General features: G+C 67.5%; 17 protein-coding genes and 3 pseudogenes. 13 read left to right on the top strand and 7 right to left on the bottom strand.

The window, feature by feature from the left end:
• The first annotated feature begins 138 nt into the window (after positions 1-138).
• The gene (locus tag OG798_RS55960) at positions 139-885 is read left to right on the top strand and encodes a DUF5131 family protein (protein ID WP_328760528.1); all 747 of its coding nucleotides are present in this window, start codon (positions 139-141) and stop codon (positions 883-885) included.
• Between the two features lie 48 nt (positions 886-933).
• Here OG798_RS55960 and tcmP read toward each other — a convergent pair whose 3' ends face one another.
• Positions 934-2,064 carry a three-Cys-motif partner protein TcmP gene (gene tcmP / locus OG798_RS55955; RefSeq protein ID WP_328760526.1) on the bottom strand — a complete coding sequence of 377 codons (1,131 nt, stop codon included), beginning with the start codon at positions 2,062-2,064 and terminating at the stop codon, positions 934-936.
• A gap of 394 nt (positions 2,065-2,458) precedes the next feature.
• Here tcmP and dnaE point away from each other — a divergent pair, with 394 nt between their 5' ends.
• The 5 genes from dnaE (at position 2,459) to OG798_RS55930 (ending at position 8,945) form a co-directional block, all read left to right on the top strand.
• Positions 2,459-6,052: a DNA polymerase III subunit alpha gene (dnaE, locus tag OG798_RS55950; RefSeq protein ID WP_328760525.1), complete on the top strand. Its 3,594-nt coding sequence runs from the start codon at positions 2,459-2,461 to the stop codon at positions 6,050-6,052.
• Positions 6,049-6,423, top strand: a complete 375-nt coding sequence (locus OG798_RS55945; RefSeq protein ID WP_328760524.1) for a DUF6300 family protein — start codon at positions 6,049-6,051, stop codon at positions 6,421-6,423. Before dnaE ends, OG798_RS55945 begins: the two co-directional genes overlap by 4 nt.
• Positions 6,424-7,203: 780 nt before the next feature.
• On the top strand, positions 7,204-8,163 hold the full coding sequence (locus OG798_RS55940; RefSeq protein WP_328760523.1) for a hypothetical protein: 960 nt from the start codon (positions 7,204-7,206) through the stop codon (positions 8,161-8,163).
• Positions 8,046-8,687 carry a hypothetical protein gene (locus tag OG798_RS55935; RefSeq protein WP_328760602.1) on the top strand — a complete coding sequence of 214 codons (642 nt, stop codon included), beginning with the start codon at positions 8,046-8,048 and terminating at the stop codon, positions 8,685-8,687. Before OG798_RS55940 ends, OG798_RS55935 begins: the two co-directional genes overlap by 118 nt.
• An 18-nt stretch (positions 8,688-8,705) precedes the next feature.
• On the top strand, positions 8,706-8,945 hold the full coding sequence (locus OG798_RS55930; protein WP_328760600.1) for a hypothetical protein: 240 nt from the start codon (positions 8,706-8,708) through the stop codon (positions 8,943-8,945).
• Between the two features lie 135 nt (positions 8,946-9,080).
• Here OG798_RS55930 and OG798_RS55925 read toward each other — a convergent pair.
• Positions 9,081-9,302, bottom strand: a pseudogene (locus OG798_RS55925) (zeta toxin family protein); the annotation flags it as partial.
• Positions 9,303-9,562: 260 nt separating this feature from the next.
• Between OG798_RS55925 and tap the strand changes: the two are divergent.
• The 3 genes from tap (at position 9,563) to OG798_RS55910 (ending at position 13,127) form a co-directional block, all read left to right on the top strand.
• Positions 9,563-11,749 (top strand): telomere-associated protein Tap, encoded by a 2,187-nt coding sequence (gene tap, locus OG798_RS55920; protein WP_328760521.1) that lies wholly within the window; start codon positions 9,563-9,565, stop codon positions 11,747-11,749.
• 6 nt (positions 11,750-11,755) lie between these two features.
• Complete coding sequence (gene tpg, locus OG798_RS55915) at positions 11,756-12,313, top strand: telomere-protecting terminal protein Tpg (RefSeq protein ID WP_328760520.1); 558 nt, start codon at positions 11,756-11,758, stop codon at positions 12,311-12,313.
• Between the two features lie 79 nt (positions 12,314-12,392).
• A complete protein-coding gene (locus tag OG798_RS55910) occupies positions 12,393-13,127 on the top strand; it encodes a hypothetical protein (protein WP_328760518.1) in 735 nt (244 codons plus the stop codon).
• 127 nt (positions 13,128-13,254) lie between these two features.
• Here the strand turns inward: OG798_RS55910 and OG798_RS55905 are convergent, their stop codons facing one another.
• Complete coding sequence (locus OG798_RS55905) at positions 13,255-13,725, bottom strand: hypothetical protein (protein ID WP_328760516.1); 471 nt, start codon at positions 13,723-13,725, stop codon at positions 13,255-13,257.
• A gap of 106 nt (positions 13,726-13,831) precedes the next feature.
• Here OG798_RS55905 and OG798_RS55900 point away from each other — a divergent pair.
• Positions 13,832-13,999 (top strand): annotated as a pseudogene (locus tag OG798_RS55900) (transposase); the annotation flags it as partial.
• Between the two features lie 62 nt (positions 14,000-14,061).
• Here the strand turns inward: OG798_RS55900 and OG798_RS55895 are convergent.
• Positions 14,062-15,729 carry an IS1182 family transposase gene (locus OG798_RS55895; RefSeq protein WP_328760500.1) on the bottom strand — a complete coding sequence of 556 codons (1,668 nt, stop codon included), beginning with the start codon at positions 15,727-15,729 and terminating at the stop codon, positions 14,062-14,064.
• Between the two features lie 126 nt (positions 15,730-15,855).
• Entirely contained in the window at positions 15,856-16,881 is a 1,026-nt protein-coding gene (locus OG798_RS55890; RefSeq protein WP_328760512.1) for a terpene synthase family protein, read from the bottom strand.
• 376 nt (positions 16,882-17,257) lie between these two features.
• Here OG798_RS55890 and OG798_RS55885 point away from each other — a divergent pair, with 376 nt between their 5' ends.
• From OG798_RS55885 to OG798_RS55875, 3 genes and pseudogenes are all read left to right on the top strand, one after another.
• Entirely contained in the window at positions 17,258-19,018 is a 1,761-nt protein-coding gene (locus OG798_RS55885; RefSeq protein WP_328760511.1) for a SpoIIE family protein phosphatase, read from the top strand.
• 958 nt (positions 19,019-19,976) lie between these two features.
• Positions 19,977-21,539, top strand: a complete 1,563-nt coding sequence (locus tag OG798_RS55880; RefSeq protein WP_328760593.1) for an ISL3 family transposase — start codon at positions 19,977-19,979, stop codon at positions 21,537-21,539.
• Positions 21,540-22,265: 726 nt separating this feature from the next.
• A pseudogene (locus OG798_RS55875) lies at positions 22,266-22,874 on the top strand (reverse transcriptase domain-containing protein); the annotation flags it as partial.
• On the opposite strand, the gene OG798_RS55870 reads toward OG798_RS55875, so the two are convergent.
• A complete protein-coding gene (locus OG798_RS55870) occupies positions 22,860-24,527 on the bottom strand; it encodes a recombinase family protein (RefSeq protein ID WP_328760510.1) in 1,668 nt (555 codons plus the stop codon). The pseudogene OG798_RS55875 and the gene OG798_RS55870 sit on opposite strands and share 15 nt — an antisense overlap.
• Positions 24,528-24,659: 132 nt before the next feature.
• Positions 24,660-25,007: a hypothetical protein gene (locus tag OG798_RS55865; protein WP_328757942.1), complete on the bottom strand. Its 348-nt coding sequence runs from the start codon at positions 25,005-25,007 to the stop codon at positions 24,660-24,662.
• Positions 25,008-25,028 lie beyond the last annotated feature (21 nt).

Below are 25,028 nucleotides of genomic sequence, written 5' to 3'. Positions count from 1 at the left end.
ATAAACGGGGTGGCGGGGGCTGTCCGGTGGCTGGGTGGTTGGATGCCGGTGTCCGGTTGTGCGACGGGTCGTTGGGCAGAAAGCGGGCCGCTGCGGGACCGGTGGACAGGTTCGGTTCGAGGGGATGGAGGACCGGCCATGGGTGATCGCAGTGCGATCGAGTGGACCGAGGCGACGTGGAACCCGACCACGGGGTGCGACCGCGTCTCGAAGGGGTGCGACAACTGTTATGCGCTGACGCTGGCGAAGCGGCTGAAGGCGATGGGGTCGCCGAAGTACCAGGCTGACGGTGACCCGCGAACTTCCGGGCCCGGGTTCGGGCTGACTGTGCACCCGGACGCCCTGCGCGTGCCGTACGGGTGGAAGAGCCCGCGCACCGTCTTCGTAAACTCGATGAGCGACCTGTTCCACGCGCGGGTGCCGCTCGACTACGTGCGCCGCGTCTTCGACGTGATCGCGGAGACCCCGCAGCACACCTACCAGGTCCTCACCAAGCGGGCACGGCGTCTGCGGCAGGTCGCCGACCGGCTGGAGTGGCCGGCGAATCTGTGGATGGGCGTGTCCGTGGAGAGCGCGAAGGAACTGCCGCGCGTCGATGACCTGCGCCAGGTGCCCGCGGCGGTGAAGTTCTTGTCGTGCGAGCCTTTGTTGGGGCCGCTGGACGGGCTGGAGCTGGCGGGGATCGACTGGGTCATTGCCGGAGGCGAGTCGGGGCCTGGGCACCGGCCGCTGGACGAGGCGTGGGTGACGCAGATCCGGGACATCTGTCAGGAGGCCGGGGTGTCCTTCTTCTTCAAGCAGTGGGGTGGCCGTACTCCGAAGGCAGGTGGTCGCGAGCTCGCGGGCCGCACGTGGGATGAACTGCCGTTGCCTGCGGCCGTGTGACGTGGATGGCCCTGCAACCGGGCCGCCGAAGCTCCGGTTGCAGGTCGGTCAGGCCGCCAAGTTCCCCGGGTGCACGGTGATCTCGCGGATTCTGCGGGCGCCTGCTCCGTTGCTGGGGATCTTTCCCTGCTTGTGCAGGAGTCGTACGGCTTCTCGGACGGCCGGTTCGGGGACCTGGCCGTAGAAACGGCCGAAGATCTCAAGGGTGTAGTTCACGAGCTTGATGGGCTGCCGTGTGCGTGCCAGCAGTTTTTCCAGGTTGGCGGCGATCTCGGGGATGGCTTGGGCGGCGACGTCTTCTGGGTCAGGCCTGTTGGGGATCAGGGCGAGTTGTCCGCTGCTCTCTTCGCGTTCGTCGAGGGTCTTCCACCACTCGTCCCGGGCTCGGGCGACGCTGTTTCCGAACACCCACAGGCCGTATTGGCTGCGGGTTGCGAACACCAGGCGGTAGACGGCGCGTTTGCGCGGTGAATGGGAGACCGGGACCGATTGCACGAGCATCCCGGTGCGCTGTTCCAGGCGGCGTGCGTACGCGGCGGCTACGGCCTCGATCGCGTCCTGCGCAGCATGTTCCTGGTGAGTGGAGGCTGCAGCATCCGCGAAGTAGTCCCGCCACCAGGTGCCGCCACAGACGTCGTCGAATCGTTGCAGTGACTTCTCGCTGCCCTTGGGTGAGCGGACATGTCCGCCCAGACGCCAGACGGCCATCATGCTGAAGTTCATCAGCAGCTCGGTGGGCGGCCACTTCTGGTACCGAGGGCGCTGCCTGGCCAGGACGTCGACGAGCCGGTCCTGGGGCAGGACGAGGCCGCATGGATCGAGGAAGAGGAACAGCGGTGCGTGCTGTGCACGCCGGACCACGCTGTTGAGGACGCCGTCGACCTCGCCGTGGTGGTCGTAGGCAACCACCTGGCGTTGCCGGTAGTGCTGGACGACGTCGTGCAGGCGGGCGTAGGACTTCTCCTCGGATTCCGCGAAGAAGCACTCCATGGTGAGACCGTGGTCGTGATGGTGTGCTGCGATTGACAGGGCGATCTCGGCTGAGGCCGGCTGGCCGTTCTCGTAGCGGCCCTCGCCGGCATATCCGTCCAGGTAGACCACGCGCTTGTCGCGTGCGCGGGAGCCTGTCATCCCGCCGAACTGCGCGAGGTAGTCCTTGAGTAGCTCGTGTTTGAACACGCTGGGCAGTGCCTTGTCTGCCCAGTAGTTTGCGCTCGTCCCCGAGGACATCCCCACCCCTGAGTTCGACCAGCTCCGCCTGATTACAGATGGTGAAGCACTCTGGAAAGATCCGGCAAGACGGCCGCAATCAGCCACTCTCGTGAGATGTTGGCGGCATCCTCGCAACGCTCACTGACTGATGCATTCCGGGCTGTCTCGGGCTCCTGAAGATCGCCGTCGGCGCGCGACGAGCCGCCACGCCGAGGAGCGTTTCGACTTCGGTCTGTGAGAGTGCGAGGTCACCCGGGAGGGGCTTGGCCGAGACGGCTTTGACGTCGTTTCAGGGCCGGATTCGATCATCGTTTGGGGGCTAGGGTGAAGTCCTTCCCACGACTCCGGAGGTGCCCTCCCGGTGACGGATTCCTTTGTTCACCTGCACAATCACACCGAATACTCGATGCTCGACGGCGCGCAGAAGCTCAAGCCGATGTTCGCCGAAGTCGAGCGTCAGGGCATGCCGGCCGTCGCCATGAGCGACCACGGAAACATGTTCGGTGCGTACGAGTTCCATCAGGTGTCCAAGGGTGTCGACGGCGTCAAGCCGATCATCGGGATCGAGGCCTACGTCGCGCCGTCCTCGCGCCGGAACCGCAAGCAGGAGTTCTGGGGTCCGGGCGGCCAGCGGGCCATGTCGGACGACGGTGAGGGCTCGAAGGACGTGTCCGGCGGTGGCCGGTTCACGCATATGACGATGTGGGCGCAGAACGTCCAGGGTCTGAAGAACCTCTTCTACCTGTCGACCGAGGCCAGCTACACCGGTCAGTTCCCCGCGGGCAAGCCGCGGATGGACATGGAGCTGATCAGCGAGCACGCGGGCGGCATCATCGCCACGACGGGCTGCCCGTCCGGGGCGGTCCAGACGCGGCTGCGGCTGAACCAGTACGACGAGGCCCGTGAGGTCGCTGCCGCCTACCAGGACATTTTCGGCAAGGAGAGTTACTTCCTGGAGCTGATGGACCATGGGCTGTCCATCGAGAAGGACGTCCGCGACGGGCTGTTGCGGCTGGCCAGGGATCTGAACATTCCGCTGCTGGCCACGAACGACGCGCACTATGTGCACGAGGAGCAGGCCGATGCGCATGACAACCTGCTGTGCATCGGGGTGGGCAAGAACAAGGACGACCCGAAGCGGTTCCGGTTCCAGGGCAGCGGCTATTACCTCAAGACCGCCGCCGAGATGCGGGAGCTGTTTGCGGAGCTGCCGCAGGCCTGCGACAACACCCTTCTGATCGCCGAGCGCATCGAGTCCTACGACTCCGTCTTCGAGAACGTCGACGAGATGCCGCAGTACCCGGACGTGCCGGAGGGGGAGACGCAGGAGTCCTGGCTGCGCAAGGAATGCCTCAAGGGCCTGGCCATGCGCTACGGCGACCCGGTCCCGGCCGAGGTCATGGAGCGCTTCGAGACCGAGATGACGGTCATCGGCCCCATGGGCTTCTCCTCCTACTTCCTCGTGGTCGCCGACATCTGCCGCCACGCCCGCGACAACAAGATCCCGGTCGGGCCCGGCCGCGGGTCGGCCACCGGCTCGATCGTCGCGTACGCGACCCGCATCACCGAGCTGTGCCCGCTCGAGCACGGCCTGCTCTTCGAACGCTTTTTGAACCCGGAGCGCATCAACCCGCCGGATGTCGACCTCGACTTCGACGACCGCCAGCGCGACGCCATGGTCCGCTACGTCACCGAGAAGTACGGCGACGAGTACACCGCCATGGTCAACACCTTCGGCAAGATCAAAGCCAAGAACGCGATCAAGGACTCGTCCCGCATCCTCGGCTACCCCTTCCAGCACGGCGAGCGCATCACCAAGGCGCTCCCGCCGGACATCATGGGCAAATCGATCCCGCTGGACGGCATCTTCGACTCCGCGCACCCGCGCTACGGCGAGGCCGGCGAAATCCGGACGATGTACGAGAACGAACCGGAGGTGAAGAAGGTCATCGACACCGCCAAGGGTGTCGAAGGCCTCACCCGCGGCACCGGTGTACACGCGGCCGCGGTCATCCTGTCCAAGACGAAGCTGACCGAGCGCATCCCGCTGCACATGCGCGCCAAGGACGGCGTCAAGATCACCGGCTTTGACTACCCCAGCTGCGAAAACATGGGGCTGGTCAAGATGGACTTCCTGGGCCTGCGCAACCTGGGCGTGATCGACCACGCGCTGACGAACATCCGCGAGAACCGCGGCGTCAAGCTGGCCACCGTCGACCCGGGCAACGGCGACACCAGCGTCACCGTGATCCCGCTGGACGACAAGAAGACCTTCGAGCTTCTGGGCCGCGGCGACACGTTCGGCGTGTTCCAGCTCGACGGCGGCGGCATGCGCGCGCTGCTGAAACTGATGGAGCCCTCCCGCTTCGAAGACATCGCGGCCGCCCTCGCCCTGTACCGGCCCGGCCCGATGGCCGCCAACGCGCACACCAACTACGCGCTGCGGCAGAACGGCAAGCAGAACCCGGACCCGATCCACCCCGAGCTGAAGGAAGTCCTGGACCCGATCCTGGGCTCCACCCACCACCTGCTCATCTTCCAAGAACAGATCATGGCCATCGCCCGGACCCTGGCCGGCTACACACTCGGTGGCGCCGACATGCTGCGCCGCGCGATGGGCAAGAAGAAGCCCGAGGTGCTGGCCGCCGAGTGGCAGAAGTTCCACGACGGCATGGCCGACAACGACTACTCGGAAGAGTCGATCAAGGCGATCTGGGACGTCATGCTCCCGTTCTCCGGCTACGCGTTCAACAAGTCCCACACCGCAGGCTACGGACTCGTCTCCTACTGGACCGCCTACCTCAAGGCCAACTACCCGGCCGAGTACATGGCGGCCCTGCTCACCTCTGTCGGTGACGACAAGGACAAGGCCGGCATCTACCTCGCCGATGCCCGCAAGCTCGGCGTCACCGTCCTCGCGCCGGATGTGAACGAGTCGCTCGCCGAGTTCGCGGCCGTGGGCGACGACGTCCGCTTCGGACTGCTGTCCGTGCGCAACGTGGGCGACAACGTCATCGAATCGATCATCGCTGCCCGCAAGTCCAAGGGGAAGTTCACTTCGTTCTCCGACTTCCTCGACAAGGTCGACCTGCCCGCGCTGAACAAGCGGGCCGTGGAATCCCTCATCAGAGCCGGCGCCTTCGACTCCCTGGGACATACCCGCAAGGGACTGTCCGCCGCCCACGAGAGCGCCATCGACGCAGTCGTCCCGCTCAAGAAGGCAGCCGCCTACGGACAGGACGATCTCTTCGCCGGCCTCGGCGACGCAGCCGGCAACGACAGCTTCAGCCTGGACGTGCCGGTCAGCGACGACGAATGGCCCCGCAAGCAACTCCTGTCCATCGAACGCGAGATGCTCGGCATGTACGTCTCCGCGCACCCGCTGGACGGCACCGAGCACATCCTGTCCACCAACCGCGACACCACCATCGTGGACCTGCTGGCCTCAGGGCGCACCGAAGGCGTGGTCCGCCTCTCCGGCCTGATCACCAGCGTCCAGCCCAAGATGACCAAACAAGGCAACGCCTGGGCCATCGTCAACCTCGCCGACCGTGACGGAACGATCGAGGCCCTCTTCTTCCCCGCCACCTACCAGATGGTCGCCGCCGCCCTGGTGGAGGACAGCGTCATCACCGTGCAAGGCCGCGTCAACGACCGCGACGGCGCCATCAGCATCTTCGGGCAGGAACTGCAGGTCCTCGACGTGACCTCCGCCGAACGCGACGGCGCAGCCCCCGTCCAGCTCCGGCTGCCCTATCACCGCATCAACGAGCCATGCATCAACGAACTCAAACGCATCATGGGCGCCCACCCCGGCCAGAATCCCGTTCAACTCGCGGTACGCGGCCCACAGAGAACCATCGTCTACCAGCTTCCCTCGCTGGTGAACGCCGCTACCATCGCCTCAGACATCAAGGGATCCTTTGGCCCGGAGGCGTGGCAAGGGGTGGCGTGAGCGAGGAAGCCAGTACCGGCGAGCCGCACGACTTAGAAGAGATCATCCTCAACGTCGGAGTAACACCACCTTGCCCCACCTGCAGCCAGCCGACGATACTCCTGGCCCGCTATCCCCACAGCTGGCGCAACAACAAGGGCGGCACCGTCAGCGGCTTCAGAGAATCCGTACTGTGCCGAGTCTGCGACCGCGATGACTCGGCCGCCGCACCGCTGGTCGCCCTCTATGAAGAAGATGGTTCCTTCCCTGCCGACAAACTCGATGTCTTCGGGCCACTCGCCGCGGTGTGGGTCGAAAACCGCCGGAACACCGCCGTCGACGAGGGACTCCTCAACGAGCAGGAACGGCTCTGGCGGAGCGGCGAGCTCTAGAGGGCTGCTCACTCCGCCGGACCGGGTTGCTGGCCTCCGCCTGGCTGGTCACTCTGCTGTGAGCATCAGACGACTGCGGCCCTGCCGTGGCGCGACCGCGGCCAAGGGGCCGACAGCCTCCCGTATGTAGCGCGGTCGCGATCCCGATGCCGAACTCGGCGGCCATGCGCGCGTAGGTGTCGCCACACCGAGACGAACCAGGACCAGCAGGGCCTGCCGCCTCGGCTTGAGGCGGCGCTGGCGGTAGCCGATGCGCGGTCAGATACCTTGACCTGGTTCCACTTTGCCGGTAGTATCCATCATTTTTTTCCGGACGGTATTGACGAAGACTTCCTGGTGAGAGCCTCGCACGGCCGTCCACCCGTCAGCGATCGATCAGATATGCGACACCATTGACCCCAAATGATCAAGTAACACATGATCCTCACAGTTTCTTATAAGAAAATATTAAGAAAACGGGTGGGGCGTGGTTTCACAACAACGGTGGCACGGCTGGCGTCAGGCGGTGCGGAGTGGGGCGATAGCCGTCACGCTCCTGGGGGGTGCGGTTCCGGTGATCGGGGCCGGGGCGACTCCGGCACTCGCCGATGACGGGACGGCCTCAGTAGCGGCTGACAGGACTCCGGAGTCGGAGGCGAGCGCTCTCGCGGCCAAGACCGGTGAGCGGGTGGCCGTGGACGCAGCGACCACCGAGTCGTCCCAGGTCTTCGCCAATCCGGACGGCACCTTCACACAGGAGATGAACGCGGCTCCGGTCCGTGCCCGGAAGGAGGACGGCACTTGGGCTCCCATCGACACCACCCTCGCGCGCGAGGCCGACGGCTCTGTGCGGGCGAAGAACACGACGGCCGAGCTCACTTCTCGGGCGGCGGCAGCAGGGACGGACTGGTCACGCTGGCGGACGAGGGGCACAAGCTGCAGCTCGGCTGGCCCACCGCGCTCCCCGAGCCCCGGCTCGACGGCGACACCGCCACCTATGCCGGAGTCCTCCCGGACGTGGACCTGAAACTGACCGCGCTGAGCTCTGGCTACACCTCGGTTCTCGTGGTCAAGACCGCGGAGGCGGCAAAGAACCCGGCGCTCGCGACGATCAGGATGACGGTGTCAGGTAGCGGCTTGGACATCGCCCCGACAGCTGACGGCGGCTTCGTCTCACGCGACAACAACGACACCCCGGTCTTCGAGAGCCCGGCAGGACGGATGTGGGACTCGGCCGGTGACACCCCGGCCACCGTCACCTCCCCTGCCAACGTCACCACTCAACTCGCCCACACCACTTCTTCAGCAGAGGCGGAGACCGAGGGTGAGCCGGCGGCGGAGACGACCCCGCTACCTGCCGCCGGGGGTGAACCGACCCCTTCGGAAGGCCCCGGCAGCGGTGATGCGGCAGCCGAGCTCCCGCTCAAGGTCAACGGAACCACTCTGGAGATCACGCCCGATCCGGCCCTGCTCCACGGCGCGGACACCGCCTTCCCGCTCTACATCGATCCGCCGACCAAGGGCATCGTGCTGGGCGACTGGACGGCTCTGGCCTCCAACGGCACCAAGTACTGGGAGTTCGACGGGGACAAGGGCGTGGGGCACTGTTCCAACTACGCCGGCTACCTCTGCTCCAACAGCCCGTGCGCATGTACTTCGAGTACCCGCTCTCGTCGATCCACGGCAAGAAGGTCCTGGACGCGACGATGGAGGTGTACCAGACGTGGACGTTCACGTGCGATGCGCACTGGTACGACCTGAGCCGCGTGGACAAGGGCATCTCCTCCAGCACCACATGGTCGTCCCGCCCCACCGGGGTGGGCCTGATGGGCGACCGGAGCGTGGCCTATGGGCGGGGCAGCCTGTGCAGCCCGTCGCAGCCGGCGAACTGGGTGCGCTTCAGCGACAACCTGGCCGAGACGAATGAGAACCTGACGACAACGCTCGCGTCCTACGCCGCGAACAAGACGGCGCAGATCACCTTCTCGCTGACCGCGCACGACGAGTCCGACGCGGGCGCCTGGGCGCGGTTCCGCAACGACGCGAAGCTGTCGGTGACCTACGTGTCCTACCCGGACAAGCCGACCTCGTACGGCGTGCAGCAGGGCACCACCGGACGTGCCTGCAATGACTCCAAGCTGCCCTTCGCCACCAGCGACACCACGCCAAAAATGCTTGGCACGGTGCAGTCGGTCGACGGCTCGAACGCGCAGCTCCGCGCGGCGTTCGAGGTGTGGAAGGCCGACGGCTCCAGCCGCGTCTGGGTCTTGGCCCGCATCCGGTAGTCCGTCTGCGCCGGCAGCGTGCTGGTGGACGCGTCGCGGACAGCGTTGTCGGCCACCCAGGCGCTGTCCGGCGAGGCCGCGCAGTTCGTAGAGACTCCGGGCGCGGACGAAGCGCCGTACGGTCGAGTGGTCCAGCCGCAGCTGGCGGCCGATCGCGGCCAGGGATTTGCCCTCGGACAGCAGTTGCTGCATCGCCGTGTACCGCTCGGTGGTGCGGGCCTGACGCCGTACGGTGGGCACGTCGCCAGGCTCACTTGAGCAACGAGTCGTCCCGGAGGCGGTTACGGACCCCTCTACCCGGCCGGGCATCGACAAGGCCGAGGCCGGCCGGGGTAATTGGCGCTCCTGTTCGTCCAGGTCGGCGAGCGCCGATTCCACCACGGCGTCGAAGCGCCGGTCACGGACGTGTGCTTCGACGGCGGCCTGCCAGCGCGAGGTGTCGGGGCGGACCAGGGCTCCGGCCGTACGGACGTCGGCGGCCAGGAGGCCGGGATAGTGGCGGTGGACTGACTTGTAGAGGTCCCGCCCGACCCGTACGGCGCCGCCGCGGCGGTCCAGGACGGCCTGCACGAGGTCGGCGATCCGCGTCTTGCCCGCCCCGGGCTGACCGGCCACGACGACCACGACTGGACGGGACTGCGTGGCGGCGTCTCGCGTCGCGGCCGGAAGGATCACTCGGTGCAGCACGTCGAAGCTCTCCCGCTCCGAGAGCACGGCCGAGACCCCGTCTCCTCCTGGCACTGCGCCTCCTGTCTCCCGCCTCGCGTCATGGGACAGCGAGCGCGATCAACGTAACGATTTGAGCGATCCAATGCGCGAAGTGGTGAGCGATCCAATGCGCGATTGAGGTAGGGTGTGTACCGGAGGTGAGCTCTGTGCCCACTGAGAACGAGCTGCTCAGCGCTGTCGACGCGCTGCTGAACCAGGTCGACCAGAACGACCTGCCGCCGCCCGCTGAGCGCAAGCGACTGCGCGAGGCTGCCGAGCTGAGCCAGACCCAGATCGCCAAGGTCCTCGGCACCCGCCGGGAGGCCGTGGGGAACTGGGAGACCGGCAAGACAGAGCCGCGGCCGCCGCAGCGCACCGCCTACGCCCGGCTGCTCGAAGGCCTCGCCGCACGCTTCCCCGCCCCCGACAACGAGTCGCCCTCCGAGCTCGCCGTGCCGGAGACGTTCACCGCCGCGCCCGCCCCGGCGACTGCGGCTCCGTCGGAGCCGGCCGCCCCGAAGGCGCCCGCCCGACCGGCGGCGACCGCCAGGCCGTCGTCAACGTCGCGGCGCCCGGGCACCAAGAAGGCGGCCAAGGCCACCGCGCCGAGGGCGGCCGCGGTCGACCCGCGCTTCGAGAACGGCCCGCTGGCGGTCGTCGACTGCGAGGACGGGCAGGTGTCGGCGTACTGCGTCGGCGGCCTGGTCCTGGACGTGCCCGCCAAGTCCCTTCCGGCCCTGGTCGACTGGACGCTTGCCGAGGCGAAGCTCGGTCAGCCCCGCCTGCACCGCAACGGCCGTGACGGCGACCCGGTCCTCGTGCTCACCCCCGCCGCGCTGGAGCGCTACGGCCTGCCCGCCGCCCTGTCGGATGACGAGCGGCGCGCCGGGCGGCTCCAGGACAGCCACAAGGTGGTCAAGCAGATCAAGAAGGCTGAACTGCAGCTCACCCAGCGCGGGTTCGGGTCCTGGGCGCGGATCTATCGCGACCCGGAGGGCTCCAGGCGCCGCTGCGTGCAGCTGTGCATTCCGGCCTGGAACGCGCTGGACGCGCGGGAGTGGGACGACAAGGACGACCCGAAGATCCCGGCCATGCACCCCGCCGACCTCGCCCGGTATCTCGGCACGTACGCGCAGCTGGTGACGACTCCGCGCGGCACCGCGTCGACCACCGGCCTGGAACTGATGACCGCGTTGCGCCCGCCGACCCGTGCGGAGAAGGACGAGGCCACCGGCACGTTCGAGCGGGCGTACAACGCGGACGCGCTGACGGCGGTGTACGACGTCGTGGAGTGCGAGGTCCCCGACGAGCACCCGAAGTTGAAAGGCAAGTACGAGCGCCACCACCTGCGCACCCCGGACCAGATGCTGATGGAGGAGCCGTACGACTGGTGCCGGCCGCTGACCGATGACGAGTGCATGAAGCCGTACCTGGTCGTGATCGACGTCAACCTCGCGTTCGCGGCGGCCGCCAACGGCCTCACTGTCGGCCTGGACGGACCCACCCACCTGAAGAACCGTCCGGCGTTCGACCCGAAGCTGCCCGGCTCGTGGCTGGTCGACCTCTCCCACGTCGACCTCTCCCGCGTGCAGGTGGGCGGCCGCACCGTCGACGCCGACCGCCTCCCCAGCCCGTTCACGCCGAAGGGCGACCGCCCGACAGGCCCGGCCTGGTACGCCACCCCGACCGTGGCGTACGCGGTGGAGCTCGGCTTCGAGGTCGCGCCGATCGAGGCGTACGTACGCCTGCAGACCGGCCGCTACCTGGACCCCTGGTACAACCGACTGCGCGACGCGTACGTGACGACCATGGAAGAACTCGGTGTCACCACCGCGATGGGCGGCCAGGAGTTCCTCGAGGCGATGGCCCGCTCCAAGCAGGTCGACCCGACGATGGCACTGCTGGTGAAGGCGATCAAAGCCACCGCGAAGGGCGGCATCGGCAAGCTCAGGCAGCGCAACCGGGGCCAAGTGCCCTACTACGAGCCGTGGCCCGCACTGAAGCGGGAGACGTGGCGCCCCGACATCCGGGCCGCCGTGCTGGCCAACGTCAGGGTCGGCATGCACCGCAAGCTCATGAAGACCGCCGCCGCAGCCGACCTCTACCCGGTCGCGATCGGCACCGACGCCATCGTCTACCCCTCCACCGGCCCCAGCCCGCTCGATGTCCTGCCGCACACACCCGAGGGCAAGCCCGCGCCGGGCACGTTCCGGCTCGGGGTCTCACCGGGAATGGTCAAGCACCAGGGCACCCAGACCGTGCTGTGGGCGGAAGCGCAGTTCGAGGAGGCCGGCGCGGTGTTCAACATCGCCAACCTCATCAAGAACGACCCGACCGCCGGAGAAGGGGAGTAGCCGACCATGGCCGACTCGCTCGGGGACAGCCTGGACCAGGCGCTGGAAGGGGCGTTCACCCGCCGCATCCCGCAAAGCGCCCAGGCGCAGATGAAGTACCTGGTCAAGCAACTCAAGGGCACCAAGGCCGCCGCGCAGGCGCTCGGGGTGTCGCAGCGCACCGTGGAACGGTACGTCGCGGGCAAGTTCAAGCGGCCCCGCCGCGACCTCCGGGACCGCATAGAGCGTGAGGTCAAGAAGCGGTGGCAGCCGCAGATCCGGGCGAAGGCCAAGAAGCGGGCCGCGAGCACCGGCGGCCTGGTCGTCTCCACCCGCGCGAGGTTCGGGTTCACCGCTGCGCCCGGCACGACCGACGACGCCCGGATCCGGGACATCACCCAGGCCCTGCCGCCGCGCTGGGCGGACCGCCTCTTCGAGGCCCGCGACGGCGGCGCCAACGAGCAGCAGCTCCAGCGCATCGCTGCCGAGGGCCTGGCGGAGATGTACTTCCGGAACAACAACACCCGGGCGGCCGGCCTGGGCGTGGAGTTTACCGACGTGGAGCACATCCAGATCGAGCTCTAGCGGGACGGTGCCCCACTGGGGCACCGTCGATGCAGTCCGACCAGCAGGAATCCCCCAACACACAGGGAGCACAGGTCAGTTGAGCTACCAGCCACGTGACTTACAGCCCGTCTACGACCCCGCCGCGGGCTACACCCACTTCGTCCTCTACACCGAGCCCAAGTACGGCACCGTCGGGGCTGCGTGGAACGGCACGGTGTCCATCGAGCGGGAGTCCCCGTACGTGCAGGAGTGGCTGGGCAGGCTCCAGCCGTGCGAGCCGAACACCCTGCACACCACGCTCGTGGAGTCGGACAAGATCGCCAGCCTGTTCCACCCGGGCGTGGACGACGACAAGGACAGCCCGTCAGCGGTGGGCGGATCGGGCTGCCTGTGCTTCAAGAGCTTCATGGACCCGGAGTTCGGTCTGCCCGTCGTGGCGCACCACTACCGCACCGTCGGCGGGAACATCGACCAGTGGACCTACAAAGCGTACGCGCCGCTCGATCTGCGGCCGGATGACGAGTTCTACCGCCTGATCATCGACCGCACCGGCTGCTTCTGGATCCGGACCCGCGACGGCCTGCTGTCGCTCCTGCCGGAGGAGAACGGACGCGGCTACGGCACCGGCTACGGCGGGGGAGGCCCCACTGAGCTCGCCCAGTACATCACCAGGCTCCTGGACTCCGGCGGCGAGGACACCGCCGCCGCGGGCGACGGCCGTCGGCATGACGATCAGCCGGACCCGAACATCCTCGCCTGGGTGTCCAGCAAGGACGCCACCCGAACCCAGGAACTGACGTTCAAGGAACTGGCGGCCATCCAACGCGGCTGACCACCGCACGTACCCGTGAGGCCCCGCACCGGCGCAGCAGCTCGGTGCGGGGCCTCACGCGCATATCCGCGGGGGATCGGATGTGCATGACGCGACGCCGTGTCTAACGCCCCTGCCCCGTGCCCGGTTACGCAGCCGGGCCGCCAGGGTCGGCAGAGCGCCGGCGGGCGACGTCCGGCAGCTCGCGGGAGTGGGCGGCCGGGATGAAGAACAGCCCGGCCATGCCCAGCCCGGTCACCACGGCGCTCAGCAGCCCGGCCGACACATCGGGGTCGCCGACCGCCGCGACACCGCAGAACACCGAGGCGACCGCGGTGAACACCAGCGTCGCGGCGATCCACGACCCCCGCAGCGGCGACGGCGTACGCGCCACCACGCTCAGCCACCACGTCGTCCCTGCCATCACGCAGAACAGTACGGCGGCCGGCGGCAGCAGCACCGGCGGCACCCAGCGGGCGACGTCGCCAGCGGGCAGCCGGTGCTGCCCGGTCAGGTAGCCGACCCGGACCAGCCACACCACGTACACCGGCACAGCGACCACGATCAGCACCCACATCGAGATCCGCAGCGCCCGCACCGCGCCCCGCCCGTCCATCACGTCCCCCTCCGTCGCCCGGCCACGAGGAACGTACTGGTCAGACCCGGCAGCCGCCAGAGCGCCTCTGCGCCACCAGGGCATGGCAAGACAGCCGTCGGCCGTCCCGTTCATCGACACCGGCCACAGCAACGCCAAGCGCGAGGGCATCAACCGCGTGATCAAGCTCATCGCCCGCAATGCGTTCGGGTTCAGGAACGCCGACCACCAGCGCCTACGAACACGCTGCGGCACCACCCGTCGAGTCCGCGGGCACCTCCGCACCGCTCAACTATGAAGACCCCACAAAGTCCCCGTCAGCAAGCGACCCTGTTGGCGAATCCCGTTGGATGAGCCCTTCTACTTCGCTCCGCCGATCAAACGATCGGCGGAGCGAAGTGCTGCGAAGTGACTGGTTCGGGTAGCTGCCCTGGGCGTGTGGGTGAGGTGGGCGTCGATGCGGGCGAGATTCATCGCGGCACCGGTGAGCTGGTGCTGGAGACCGGTCTTCGCGAGCCCGCGATAGCGGGATCTGCGCAGGCCGCAGCGCCCGACGCCCTGGGAAATGGTGCCTTCGACCCCGGCTCGGATCTTGTAGCGGTCCTTCCAGGCATCGGTCTGCTGCTCTGTACGGACTTTGCGGACCACCTCGTGCTCGTCCCGTAGGCGAAGATTCATATCCCGGTATTCGCCCTTCGGGGATCTGACGCATTTGCGCAGGTCGGGGCAGAGTTGGCAGTCCACGCGGGCGAAACGGACCCGGATCACCGGCAGGCCCTGCTGCGACTTTCGCTGGTGCCATTGAGCGCTGGTGGCACCATTCGGGCAGGTCACCTGTTGCTGGTCCCAGTCGATTGTGAACGCGTCCTGGCCGAAGGGGCCGCCGGCCCGGGCGTCGGTGCTGGCCACCATCGGTCCCAGCAGCTCGACCCCGTGATCGAGACGGGCGGCCACGACCTGGGACGCGGTGGGATACCCCGCATCCACCCAGTGCTCGGCGGGCAGGCAGTCCCGTGCGGCCAGTTCGGCGTGGATACCGCGGATCATCACCTGGTCCTGGGTGGTGGAGACGGTGGTTGTCACGTTCGTGATCAGGTTCGGAGCGTCTGCCTCGCAGGTCTCGGTGAGATGGACCTTGTATCCGTGCCAGACGGTGTCCCGCTTGATACTGCCGCGCGACTCGGGATCATAGGGGCTGCCCAGGCGCGTCGCACCCGGGGGCCGGTTTTTTGGGGACCGGCAGGCCACCTCCCCCTCGACCAGGTGGAACTGCTGCACCCAGACCCGCCGCAGGACTTCGACGCTCTTCAGCGCCCGCAGTTCATCGGGAGCGGTGGGCGACCAGAGAGCCCTCAGCAGCCTCGTTCCGTCCCGGCCGATCCGTAACCGGACCTCGTCCCTCTGCGCTTCCGACTTGGGGAAACGGAAGTTCTCGGCCCGGGTGGCGTAATGGTCGAACCAGTCCGGCTCAGCGATCTCCCTCAGCCAGTCCGGTGCCTCCCGGGCCAGCGTGTTCAGCGCCGCGCGCAGTGTCTCGGCCACCATCTCCAGGGCGCTCAGATTCCGCACGGCCGCCAGCACATGCGTGGAGTCGGTGCGAGCCCGGCTCGCAGTCTTGAGCAACCCCTTGTCGCGGGCCACGACCAGGATGCCGTCCAGCACCCGACGCCCGCCGTCAGCTTCAAGCAGACGGTCCCGGAACTCCGTCAGCACCGTGAAGTCGAAACCGGGATCGCCAAGCCGAAGGCCGAGGGCGTACTTGAAGTCGATCCTGGCCCGAACCGCCTCCGCGGCCTGGCGGTCGGTGAGGCCCTCGACGAACTGCAACACCAGCGCAAGGGCCAGCCGCCCCGGTGACCAGGCAGGCTTCCCCCGAGCCGGAAACAGATCCATGAACTGCTCGTCGACGAACAGCACCCCCAGCTCGTCCCGGAGCCTGATCGCGAGACTTCCGCGCGGGAACGCCGCTCGTGCCACCCGCACTGTTTCCACCGGAATCTTGGCAGGCCCCTTCGGCCGCATCGACATCGCAAACCCCCAGCACGACATCGGCCCCCAAGACACAAGTCTTGGGGGCCGACGCAAGATCCCGCAGCCGGATTCGCCAACAGGGTCGCAAGCTGACGGGGACTCATGAACGATCGAGGCTAAGGGTCAAGGCCCTCCTTCCAGGCGCATTTCCTCGAGGTAGGTGGGCTCGTGGGGCCGCGCGCGGATCACCCGGGAGTAGCGGCTGGAGCTGCGGCACCAGTCGTGACAGCCCTTCATCTGGGCCTGGAGGTCATCGACGAAGACATAGGCGATGCCCCGGTCGTGCGGGGGAAGGGCTGCGGCATCGAAAAGTGCCGGGAGCCGTGCTTTCAGGCGAAGGAATTCATCGGTGTGGCCGCGGACTATCGACCGGGCCTCCGCGAGGGCCTCCCCACGTGAATAGTTCCGGTGGTGCTGGAGTACGAGAACCAGGTTGTGACAGTCTCCTCTGGCTTCCTCCTTGGCAACCGAGAACACGTCCTGAACAATGTTGACGACCTGGACCGTCGCATTGTGCATTTCCTGGATCTCCGGCAGGGCGAACAGGGCATCAGGCACTTCGTAATGGCCGATGCGTTCGGCGTAGTCGATCAGCACATTTTCCAGTCCTGCCTTGTGGCGCAGACTGAGATATGTGCTGACGTCGGGAATGATGCCGCTTCGACGGTTGGTGCTCTCGCTGGTGTAGGCGTTGAGAAAGTCTTCCCAGTTGCGGGTCGACCGCTGCTGCCATGCGGCGGACATTCCCCGGACCTGACGTGACCAGAGTGAGATGAGCCCGCTTGCCGCGGGGGTGAGTCTCTTGTTCGGAACCGCGGGTACCGCGCCGGGACGCGCGTACACGACATCGATGAGTTCTTGGACGATCCATGCGACTCTGTACGGCTTCACTCCGAGCGGCCCATCGAACTGGTCATCGAACAGGATGAACCAGCCTGCTAAATCGACCCCCAACTCCAGGTCCACTCCGCCCGCATGTGGCCAGAAGCGGGCGGCTACCTCCGGCACGTTCCATCGGCGATACTCGGGGAGGGACTCCTGGCTCAGCAGTCCATGCTCCTGGACCCAGCGGAAGTGGTGAACCGCTGCCGATTCCATGGCATGACTGACTCGAGAAGGGAAGGGGAGTTCGAACGAGTATTCCTGCATGACGCTCTCCTCGTCCGGGTGACCTTACGCGGATGACCTCGGCGAACCTCAAGCCCGCATCAGGCTAGCGGGTACACGATACGATTATCAGAGCGCGAGATGGCGGTAGGTCCAGAGCGGGAGCGCAACCTCTGTGCAATCGACCGGAGTCCGGCACCTCGGCGCTCAGAAAAGACCAAGGACGGGGCTTCCTGCCGCAGTCGAACGCCGCGTGCGCGGAACATGCCTGGCGAGAGGGTCAATTTCTGCGACCCGCTCACTCCTTCAGGTGTCCCAGTGATCGCTCCTCCGCGAGACGGCCTGCCGGGGCTCTACGCTGAACGCCTCGTCAAATCACTCTCCAGGAGGCGTCCTTGCGCACAGCAGGGAGTGACCAGTGACACATGTCCGATCCCTGTCCTGGCCGAACGGCGGCGAGAGCATCGCAGGGAGCGCCACTCCCGCGCTGCCCTCCCACGCCCGGCGGACGGGCGAGTCGGGCGCCAAGGATCCGGGTGCGGAGGAGTCGTCCAACTCTCCGTTCCAGCCGAGCGCCGGCCCCGTGCAGGCGGGGTTCTTCTGCTGGGACGTCGCTACGGGAGAGATCAACTGTGATCCTCTTACCTTCTCCCTCCACGGCCTGCCCGAGGACGGCCCGCCTCATCTCGACAGCTTCCTGTCGAGGATCCCGGAGTCTGATCTGCCCGAGTTTGTCGTCGCACTGCAGTCGATGCTGGAGTCCGGTGGCGACTACCAGATCGCCTACCGGGTCGCGGCGGGTGAAGGCGTCTGGCGTTCGCTGGAGGCTCGCGGGCGGGTGCTGGCCGACTCGGCCGGAGTGCCGACGACAATGGTCGGGGTGGTGATGGACACCACGGCCGCGCGTGAGCGTCAGGAAGCTGAGAGGCGAGGCTTCTACGAAGGGGCGACCCGCAATCGCCGGATGCAACAGCTCACCGCCGCGCTGGCGGCGGCCGTGACGGTCAAGGACATCGTGGCCGCCACGCAGGCAGGACTGCAGGACTTCGGCGCGGATGGGTTTGCCGTGGTGGCGTCCTTGCCCGGTGGGCTGTCCGCCGTGGCCTCCTGCGGCTATTACGACGAGGAGCTGGCCGCCGTCTGCGATGTGCGTCCCGGCGTGCGCTCCCTGCTGCAGGATGCCCTGGCACGCCAGGCTCCGGTGTTCGTCGCCTCCGTCACTGAACTGGCCGCCGCCTACCCGCAGCTGGCACAGGCGGCCGAAAGTTCTCGCCGCCGCGCGTGGGCGGCGATTCCCATGGCGGATTCTCGGGGGCCGACCGGGGTCTGCCTAATGGGGTTCGCCTCGCTCCAGGAGTTCGGTCCCGAGGAACGGGCCCTGCTGGTTGCCGTCGCCGGACTCCTCGCCCAGTCCCTGGAGCGGGCGAGGATGTACGAGGCACAGCAAGCTCTGGCCACGGAACTGCAGCGTGGAATGCTGCCTCCCGGCCCGCTGTCGGCGCCCGGTTTGACGATTGCCGCACGCTACAAGGCGGCCACCTCGGGCATGTGGATCGGCGGCGACTGGTACGACGCCATCTGCCTTCCCGACGGCGCGGTTGCACTGGTGATCGGAGATGTCCAGGGCCACAGCGTGCCGGCCGCCTCCCTGATGGGCAAGTTGCGCACGGCTGTGCGCGCCTATGCATGCGAGGGGCATGGTCCGGCTGCCGTGCTGACACGGACCAACCGGCTGCTCGTCGAATTCGACACCGATCCGGACCGGGCCATGTTCGCCACCTGCTGCTATCTGGTGATCGACCCCGCCGAGGGGACGGTCGAAGCCTGCACAGCGGGCCATCCGGCACCTGCCCTGGTCGCTCCAGGTGAGCCACCGCGCCTCCTCGACATCACCAGCGGCCTTCCGCTGGGTGTCGACCCGCAGGCCCGGTACGCGACCGAGCTGACACACATCCGCCCTGGCAGCGTGCTGGCGGTCACGACCGACGGTCTTCTGGAAGCGGCAGAGGGAGACATCGACGCGGGCATCGAAGCACTCCTGGCAGGGCTGGAAAGAGCCACGACGGCCGACCTCGAGGTCCTGGCAGACGAACTCCTCGCCGGGGTACGGCGGACACCGCGCCACAGCGACGACATCGCCCTCCTGCTGGCCCGCCTCAACGCTCCCGCAGCGCACTGAGGACCACCTGCCAACTACGTTTCTTGCGCTGAATCCCGCCCAGGAGTATCTGCCCGGGCCTTCCAATACCTCCGCATGATCGTCTGGCGGCAGGTCTTCGGATGGCTCCGGCGCAAACACCTCGGAGTCGGGTGGAAGGAACTCCGCCGCCGCTACTGCGACGGCGGATGGTGGCCGCACGACGGCGAAGTCGTCCTGTTCAACCCCGGGTCGGTAGTCACCACACGTTACCGACCCCGCGGGACGACGATTCCATCGCCATGGCCCAGCACAAGCTGAGGAGAGCAACTGCCCAACGGGGCTTGTGGAGAGCCGGATGCGGGGCCAACTGTGCGCCGTTTCACTCGGCGCTGGATCGCCCCCGCAGGGGGCCGAGGTTCGGAAGGAGGTGGCCTCGGGGCCACCCGCCTGACCTGGACGCGAAAGCGCGAGGGGACAACAGCATGGCGGGAAAGCGTGGAGCATCGAGGAGACGTCGAAGATGCTGCCGTGCAAGGCCCGCGTGACACGGCGAAAGCCATACTGCCTGAAGCCCAGTCACCAGCGGTGCAAAGAGCACACCCTGCGACACGACGTCTGAGGTCGCAGCCGCCGGCATCGGACGAGTCCGAGTTTCCTCGTCTCAACCCTTCCGGTCGGCGGGCGGCGGACAGCGAGTCTGCTCAAGGGGACGGACCGGGTCGCCTACGTCACGCTCGATACGTCCAGCGCAAGGGGAATACGGGATGGCCTACGGGGCGAGAGCCCTATGGCTACGGAGGGGTCGTAGTAGTCGTCGGAGTAACGCCCGACCAGGGTGTCGGCGACGGGTGAATCGTGGCTCAGTCAAGATTTCCGTGAAGTCGATCACGCTTCCGTGCGCCGGTGACGCTCCGTCACCCGTGGCGCGACACTCGCCGAGTGTGAGGAGCTGCTGAAGACGGTGTTGCCGCACCTGGGCAGGGTGCTGGTGGAGGAAATGAGCGTCGAGGGTGGGGTGTTACGCATTGTAGCGAGAACCCCGGAGTCGGTTCCAGCGTCGTGCCCGGACTGCGGGACACCGTCGGTACGGCGGCACAGCGGATACCAGCGCCGGCTCGCAGATGGTGCGATCGGCGGCCGGCAGGTGTCCATCGCGCTGTCCGTCCGCCGTCTGTTCTGCGATGCGCCGGAGTGCGACCGGGTGACCTTCGCCGAGCAGATCGAGTGGCTGACGATGCGCTACGGGCGCCGAACCCCGCAGCTCGGGAACCTGTTGAGTGCGATCTCGGTGGCTCTGGCCGGTCGGGCCGGCGAGCGACTGGCGGCCCGGCTGCCGATGACGGTCAGCCGGACCACGCTGCTGGGACTGGCCATGGCCCTGCCTGATCCGCCCGCCGGGACGCCGCGGGTACTGGGGGTCGACGAGTTCGCCACCCGCAAGGGACACAACTACGGGACTGTGCTGGTCGATTGCGAGACACACGCCCCGATCGACCTTCTCCCGGACCGAGAGGCGGCCACCTTCGCCGCCTGGCTCACCGAGCACCCCGGAGTGGAGATCATCTGTCGCGACCGGGGTGGCGCCTTCGCCGACGGCGCCCGCTCGGGAGCCCCCGACGCCGTGCAGGTCGCAGATCTGTGGCATCTCTGGCACAACCTCGCCGAGGCCGTGAAGGTGCTGGTCAGCAAGCACAGTTCGTGCCTTCGCGAACCGGCCCCCTCCCTGGAGGCACCCCCTGAAGTCCTGCACCCGCCGGACTCCCACGCAGGCCGACTGGCTGAGCGGGCCCGGCGGCACCACACCGCCGTGCACGATCTCCTCGGCCAGGGCCTCACCGTCCGGGCCGTCGCCCGTCGCCTGGAACTGTCCCGGAACACCGTCCGGCGCTATGCCCGCGCCGTCACCTGGGAGGAACTGGCCACCGGCCGCTGGCAGAACCTCCCCAGCACCCTGGACCCATACAAGCCCTATCTGCACCAGCGGTGGCACGAGGGCCACACCAACGGCGCCCAGCTCCACGCCGAACTCCAGGAGCGCGGTTTCACCGGCTCCTACTCCGTCGTCCGCGACTACCTCCGGCGCTTCCGCCGCACGCCAGCTGACCGCCCACCCCCGGCTCGGCCGCCCGGAGTCCGCAAGGTGACCGGCTGGATCACCCGCAACCCCGACCGCATGAACGACGACGACCAGCAGAAACTCAAGGACATCCTGGCCCGCTGCCCCGAACTCGAAGCGGCCACCGGGCACGTCCGGTCCTTCGCCGCGATGATGGCCATCCGCAGCGCGACCCGACTGCCCGAGTGGATCGCCACCGCCCGCGCGAACGCAGACCACGGCCTGCGCGGCTTCGCCGACGGCCTGCTCGCCGACCTCGACGCCGTCGTCCTCGGCCTGAGCACGGAAGGGAGCTCGGGCTGCGTCGAGGGCAGAGTCACGGACATCAAGCTGCTCAAGCGGCAGATGGCAGGCCGAGCCGGACTTCCCCTGCTCCGCAAGCGCGTCCTACTCGTCGCCGCCGACCGCCAACAACACAGAGTCACGAACCAGACGACTCACTGATCGACTTCACGGAAATCTTGACTGAGCCAGGATTCAACCGCCGCCGACACAGGGAGGACGGGAAAGCCGTACCGCAGGGCGAAGGGCCCCAGGTGTCAACAGATCCTTCACGATGGCGAGGTATGCGAAATGGTGCGCCAGGAGCGCGGAAGGTGAGGAAATGAGGTAGCGATCTCACCAAACGCGGTGCTGTGCAGGAGATGAAGTCTGTGGCCCTTCGAAGTCGCCCTGTGGGGGGAGACTTCAAACCACCGTGAGCTGCGGCGGTTAAATGCCGAACGTGGTGAGCGTCACGGAAAAGGCGCACTAGAGGCGTCAGGTGGGGATCAGGAAGGCGAGCGAAAGCAAACCGCTGACGATATGTCGAAACATACTGAGACGACATCAAAACCGGGGTGTCATTTCGGCTCCGGGATGAGCCTGGCGGGTGCCCGCTTATTGGCCAGGCGGTGTCCGGCATGGAGGCGGCGCGAGCCTGATCTGCGGCTTCTGCATGGAACCTGGGAAGGTGTCGCCCCGACACGGCGTCGGCGCACTGGGTGCGGCGACGCGAGAGGGAGCACGCCAAGCGGCCGAAACCGCAAGGCGCTGAGTACCGTCGCGGGGCACGCTGGCGGACCGGCCCGTAGTAGCGAAGAAGTCCCTGTAATGGGGGCCGAGTGAAGGGGCCGGGTCATCCGTGGCTGTGTTCGTTCGATCAACCGGACGTTCTCCGGGAGGAGTCGCGTGGACGAGCTGAAGTCATCAAGCAAGCCGTTTGAGGTTTCGAAGTGGAGTGTGTGGGAGGCATGGGAGAAGGTCAGGGCCAATAAGGGTGCACCGGGAGTGGATTCCTGCTCCATTGAGGACTTCGAGAAGGATCTTCAGAACAATCTGTTCAAGGTCTGGAACAGGATGTCCTCGGGGAGCTATTTCCCGCCTCCGGTGAAGGCGGTGGAAATCCCGAAGTCGCATGGCGATGGGGTCAGGATTCTCGGCGTTCCCACTGTGGCCGATCGCGTCGCTCAAACGGTGGTGGCCATGCATCTGGAGCCCAAGGTGGAGCCTGTATTCCACGAGGACTCCTATGGCTACCGGCCGCAAAGGTCGGCGTTGGACGCGGTGGCAAGATGCCGGGAGCGCTGCTGGAAAACGGACTGGGTCCTCGATTTGGACATCGAAAAGTTCTTCGACAGCGTGCCGCATGACCTCATCGTCAAGGCGGTGGAGGCACACACCGACGCCGATTGGGTGATTCTGTATGTTAAGCGGTGGCTTCGCGCCCCGCTGCAACTGCCCAACGGCACCCTGCGGGAGCGGGGCCGTGGGACTCCTCAGGGGTCAGCGGTCACGCCCCCAACGCAATGGGTAACTCGGGCGTGAGTCACCCTCCGTAGCGTCTTGATCTTGGTGCTGGCTATCGTTGGCGGCGTGTTCGCGGACGGGGATGCGGTGCCGGATGGTGATCTTCTCGGGGCCGATGAGCACGTCTTTGACGAGGAGTCGCAGGACGCGCTGGCGCTCGGGGACCTCGGCGCTTTCGGCGTTGTCGCGGAGCTGGGCGAGGAATCCTTCGAGGTCGTCGGCGAGCTTGAGGTAGGCGTCGCGGTCGGCGATCGATGCGTCCAGAGCGGCGAGCTGGCTGCGGAGGTTGCTCTCGCGGGCGCGTAGATCGGGCATGCGGGAGCGGAGTTCGTCGAGGGTGACGAGCTGTTCCTGGAACGCTTCGATCATGCGGGTGATCGAGGTGGTGGCCTTGGACAGGGCCAGTTCGAGCCGGCCGCGCTGCCGTGTGGCGGGGTCGGACGTGCGGGCGCGTTCGAGCCGCTTGTCGATCTCGTTCCGGATCAGGTGCGGGTCGGCGATCATGCCGATGATGTGGTCCCAGACGACGGTGTCGAGGTAGTCGGCGCGGACGGGCTTGTTGGTGCAGACCCGGCCTCCCTCGTAGCGGTAGTCGTCGGAGCCCAGGCACCGGTAGTAGTAGATCTTCTTGCCTGAGGTGGTGGTGGTCGAGGTGCGGTAGTAGCCGTATCCGCAGCTCACGCAGGCCGACAGGCCCTGAAGGAGGGAGGGGACCTTGCTGTTGCGGGAGGCGAAGCGTTTGTTGTCGGCGAGCCGCTGGGCGGCGCGTTCGAAGGTCGCCGGGGTGATGAGTGCGGGAACGGGGATGGTGATCCACTCCTCGTGGGGCCGGTCGGCGGCCTTGACGGCGCGTGGGGTGCTGCGGCCCTCCAGGCGGGCCCTGCGGTTGAGACCCGGAGACTCGTGGAGGATCCGGGTCTTGCCGAAGGCCGCCTGGCCTGCGTAGGCGGGGTTGCGGAGCATGCCCCAGACCACGCTGCGGTCCCAGCGGGTCTTCCCGGTGCGGGTGGGGGTGTTGCTGCTGGTGAGCCAGCGGGTCAGGTCCGCGATGGAGGCTCCGTCGTCGGTGTAGCGGCGGAACAGCTCCACCACCAGCGCCGCCTCGGACTCGACGATCTCGTAAGTGGCCCCGCATTCGGGGGTTTTGCGCAGGTAGCGGTAGCCGAACGGGGCGCCGCCCAGCACGTTGACCGATCCGGAGCGGGCCCGGTAGGTCTTCCCGCGCCGGTAGCGCTCCATCAGCTGGGCTTTCTCGTATTCGGCGAACATGCCCTGGAACTGGACCATCAGCTGGTCCTCGGGAGTGTCGCCGCGCGGGCCCCGTACGAACTCCACCCGGGTGCCCGCCCGGGCGAACTCCTCGATCAGCAGGGCCTGGTAGGCGAACTTGCGGGCCAGGCGGTCGGGTGCGTAACACAGGACCACGTCCACGCCGACCTGGGCGACAAGGTCCCGCAGCCGCTCCAGCGCGGGCCGCACCAGGGTCGCCCCGGAGTGGCCCTCGTCCTCGAACACCCACTCCTCGGGCAGCTCAAGATGCGAGGCGGCGGCGTGTGCCCGCAGGGCCGCGGTCTGCGAGCCGATCGTCTGGTCCTTCTTCTGCCGGGCGGACGACACCCGGGCGTAGATCGCCGCGCTGGTCATCGGCTCCTCCTGCCTGATCGGGGCCGGCCCGCACCCGGGCCCGGCGCTGCGGCACCAACACCGCGTAGGCCGCGGACAGGTCCGCCGCCGCATGACGGTCGAAGACCGCCTCCACCTCCACCCGTCGGCCGCTCACCGGCCCGGCTGGCCCTCCGGGGCATCCCGCTGCAGGAACTCGGCCAGGGCCTGGGCCACCACCGCGGAGATCGCCCGGTCGCTCTCGTGGGCACGGCTGCGAATCCGTCCTGCCAGAGATTCCGGCAGCTTGACGGTGAACACCACGCTCGACTCGGGGACTTCGACTCGGCCAGCAGCCATGGCCTGCTCCAGATACCGGCGTGCCTGACGCACCGACACCCCGTACCTGCTCGCCAACGTGCGGGCGGCTGCGGCCGCGGGCACACCCGCTGCGGCCAGATCCGCGGCGGCGTTGACCCGCCGGGCGTACTCGACGCTATCGACACGATCACCACGCACCATGTCACAAACCTACTACCCATT

Source organism: Streptomyces sp. NBC_00271, from assembly GCF_036178845.1.
GTDB lineage: Bacteria > Actinomycetota > Actinomycetes > Streptomycetales > Streptomycetaceae > Streptomyces.
This window is presented reverse-complemented; position numbering and strand designations above follow the sequence as displayed.

What these genes read in the sequence shown, in the direction of transcription:
- OG798_RS55880 (WP_328760593.1), top strand. Translation starts at nt 19,977, where the DNA reads ATGAGCGTCGAGGGTGGGGTGTTACGCATTGTAGCGAGAACCCCGGAG.
- OG798_RS55890 (WP_328760512.1), bottom strand. Translation starts at nt 16,881, where the DNA reads ATGCAGGAATACTCGTTCGAACTCCCCTTCCCTTCTCGAGTCAGTCAT.
- OG798_RS55870 (WP_328760510.1), bottom strand. Translation starts at nt 24,527, where the DNA reads ATGACCAGCGCGGCGATCTACGCCCGGGTGTCGTCCGCCCGGCAGAAG.
- tpg (WP_328760520.1), top strand. Translation starts at nt 11,756, where the DNA reads ATGGCCGACTCGCTCGGGGACAGCCTGGACCAGGCGCTGGAAGGGGCG.
- OG798_RS55895 (WP_328760500.1), bottom strand. Translation starts at nt 15,729, where the DNA reads ATGTCGATGCGGCCGAAGGGGCCTGCCAAGATTCCGGTGGAAACAGTG.
- OG798_RS55960 (WP_328760528.1), top strand. Translation starts at nt 139, where the DNA reads ATGGGTGATCGCAGTGCGATCGAGTGGACCGAGGCGACGTGGAACCCG.
- OG798_RS55865 (WP_328757942.1), bottom strand. Translation starts at nt 25,007, where the DNA reads ATGGTGCGTGGTGATCGTGTCGATAGCGTCGAGTACGCCCGGCGGGTC.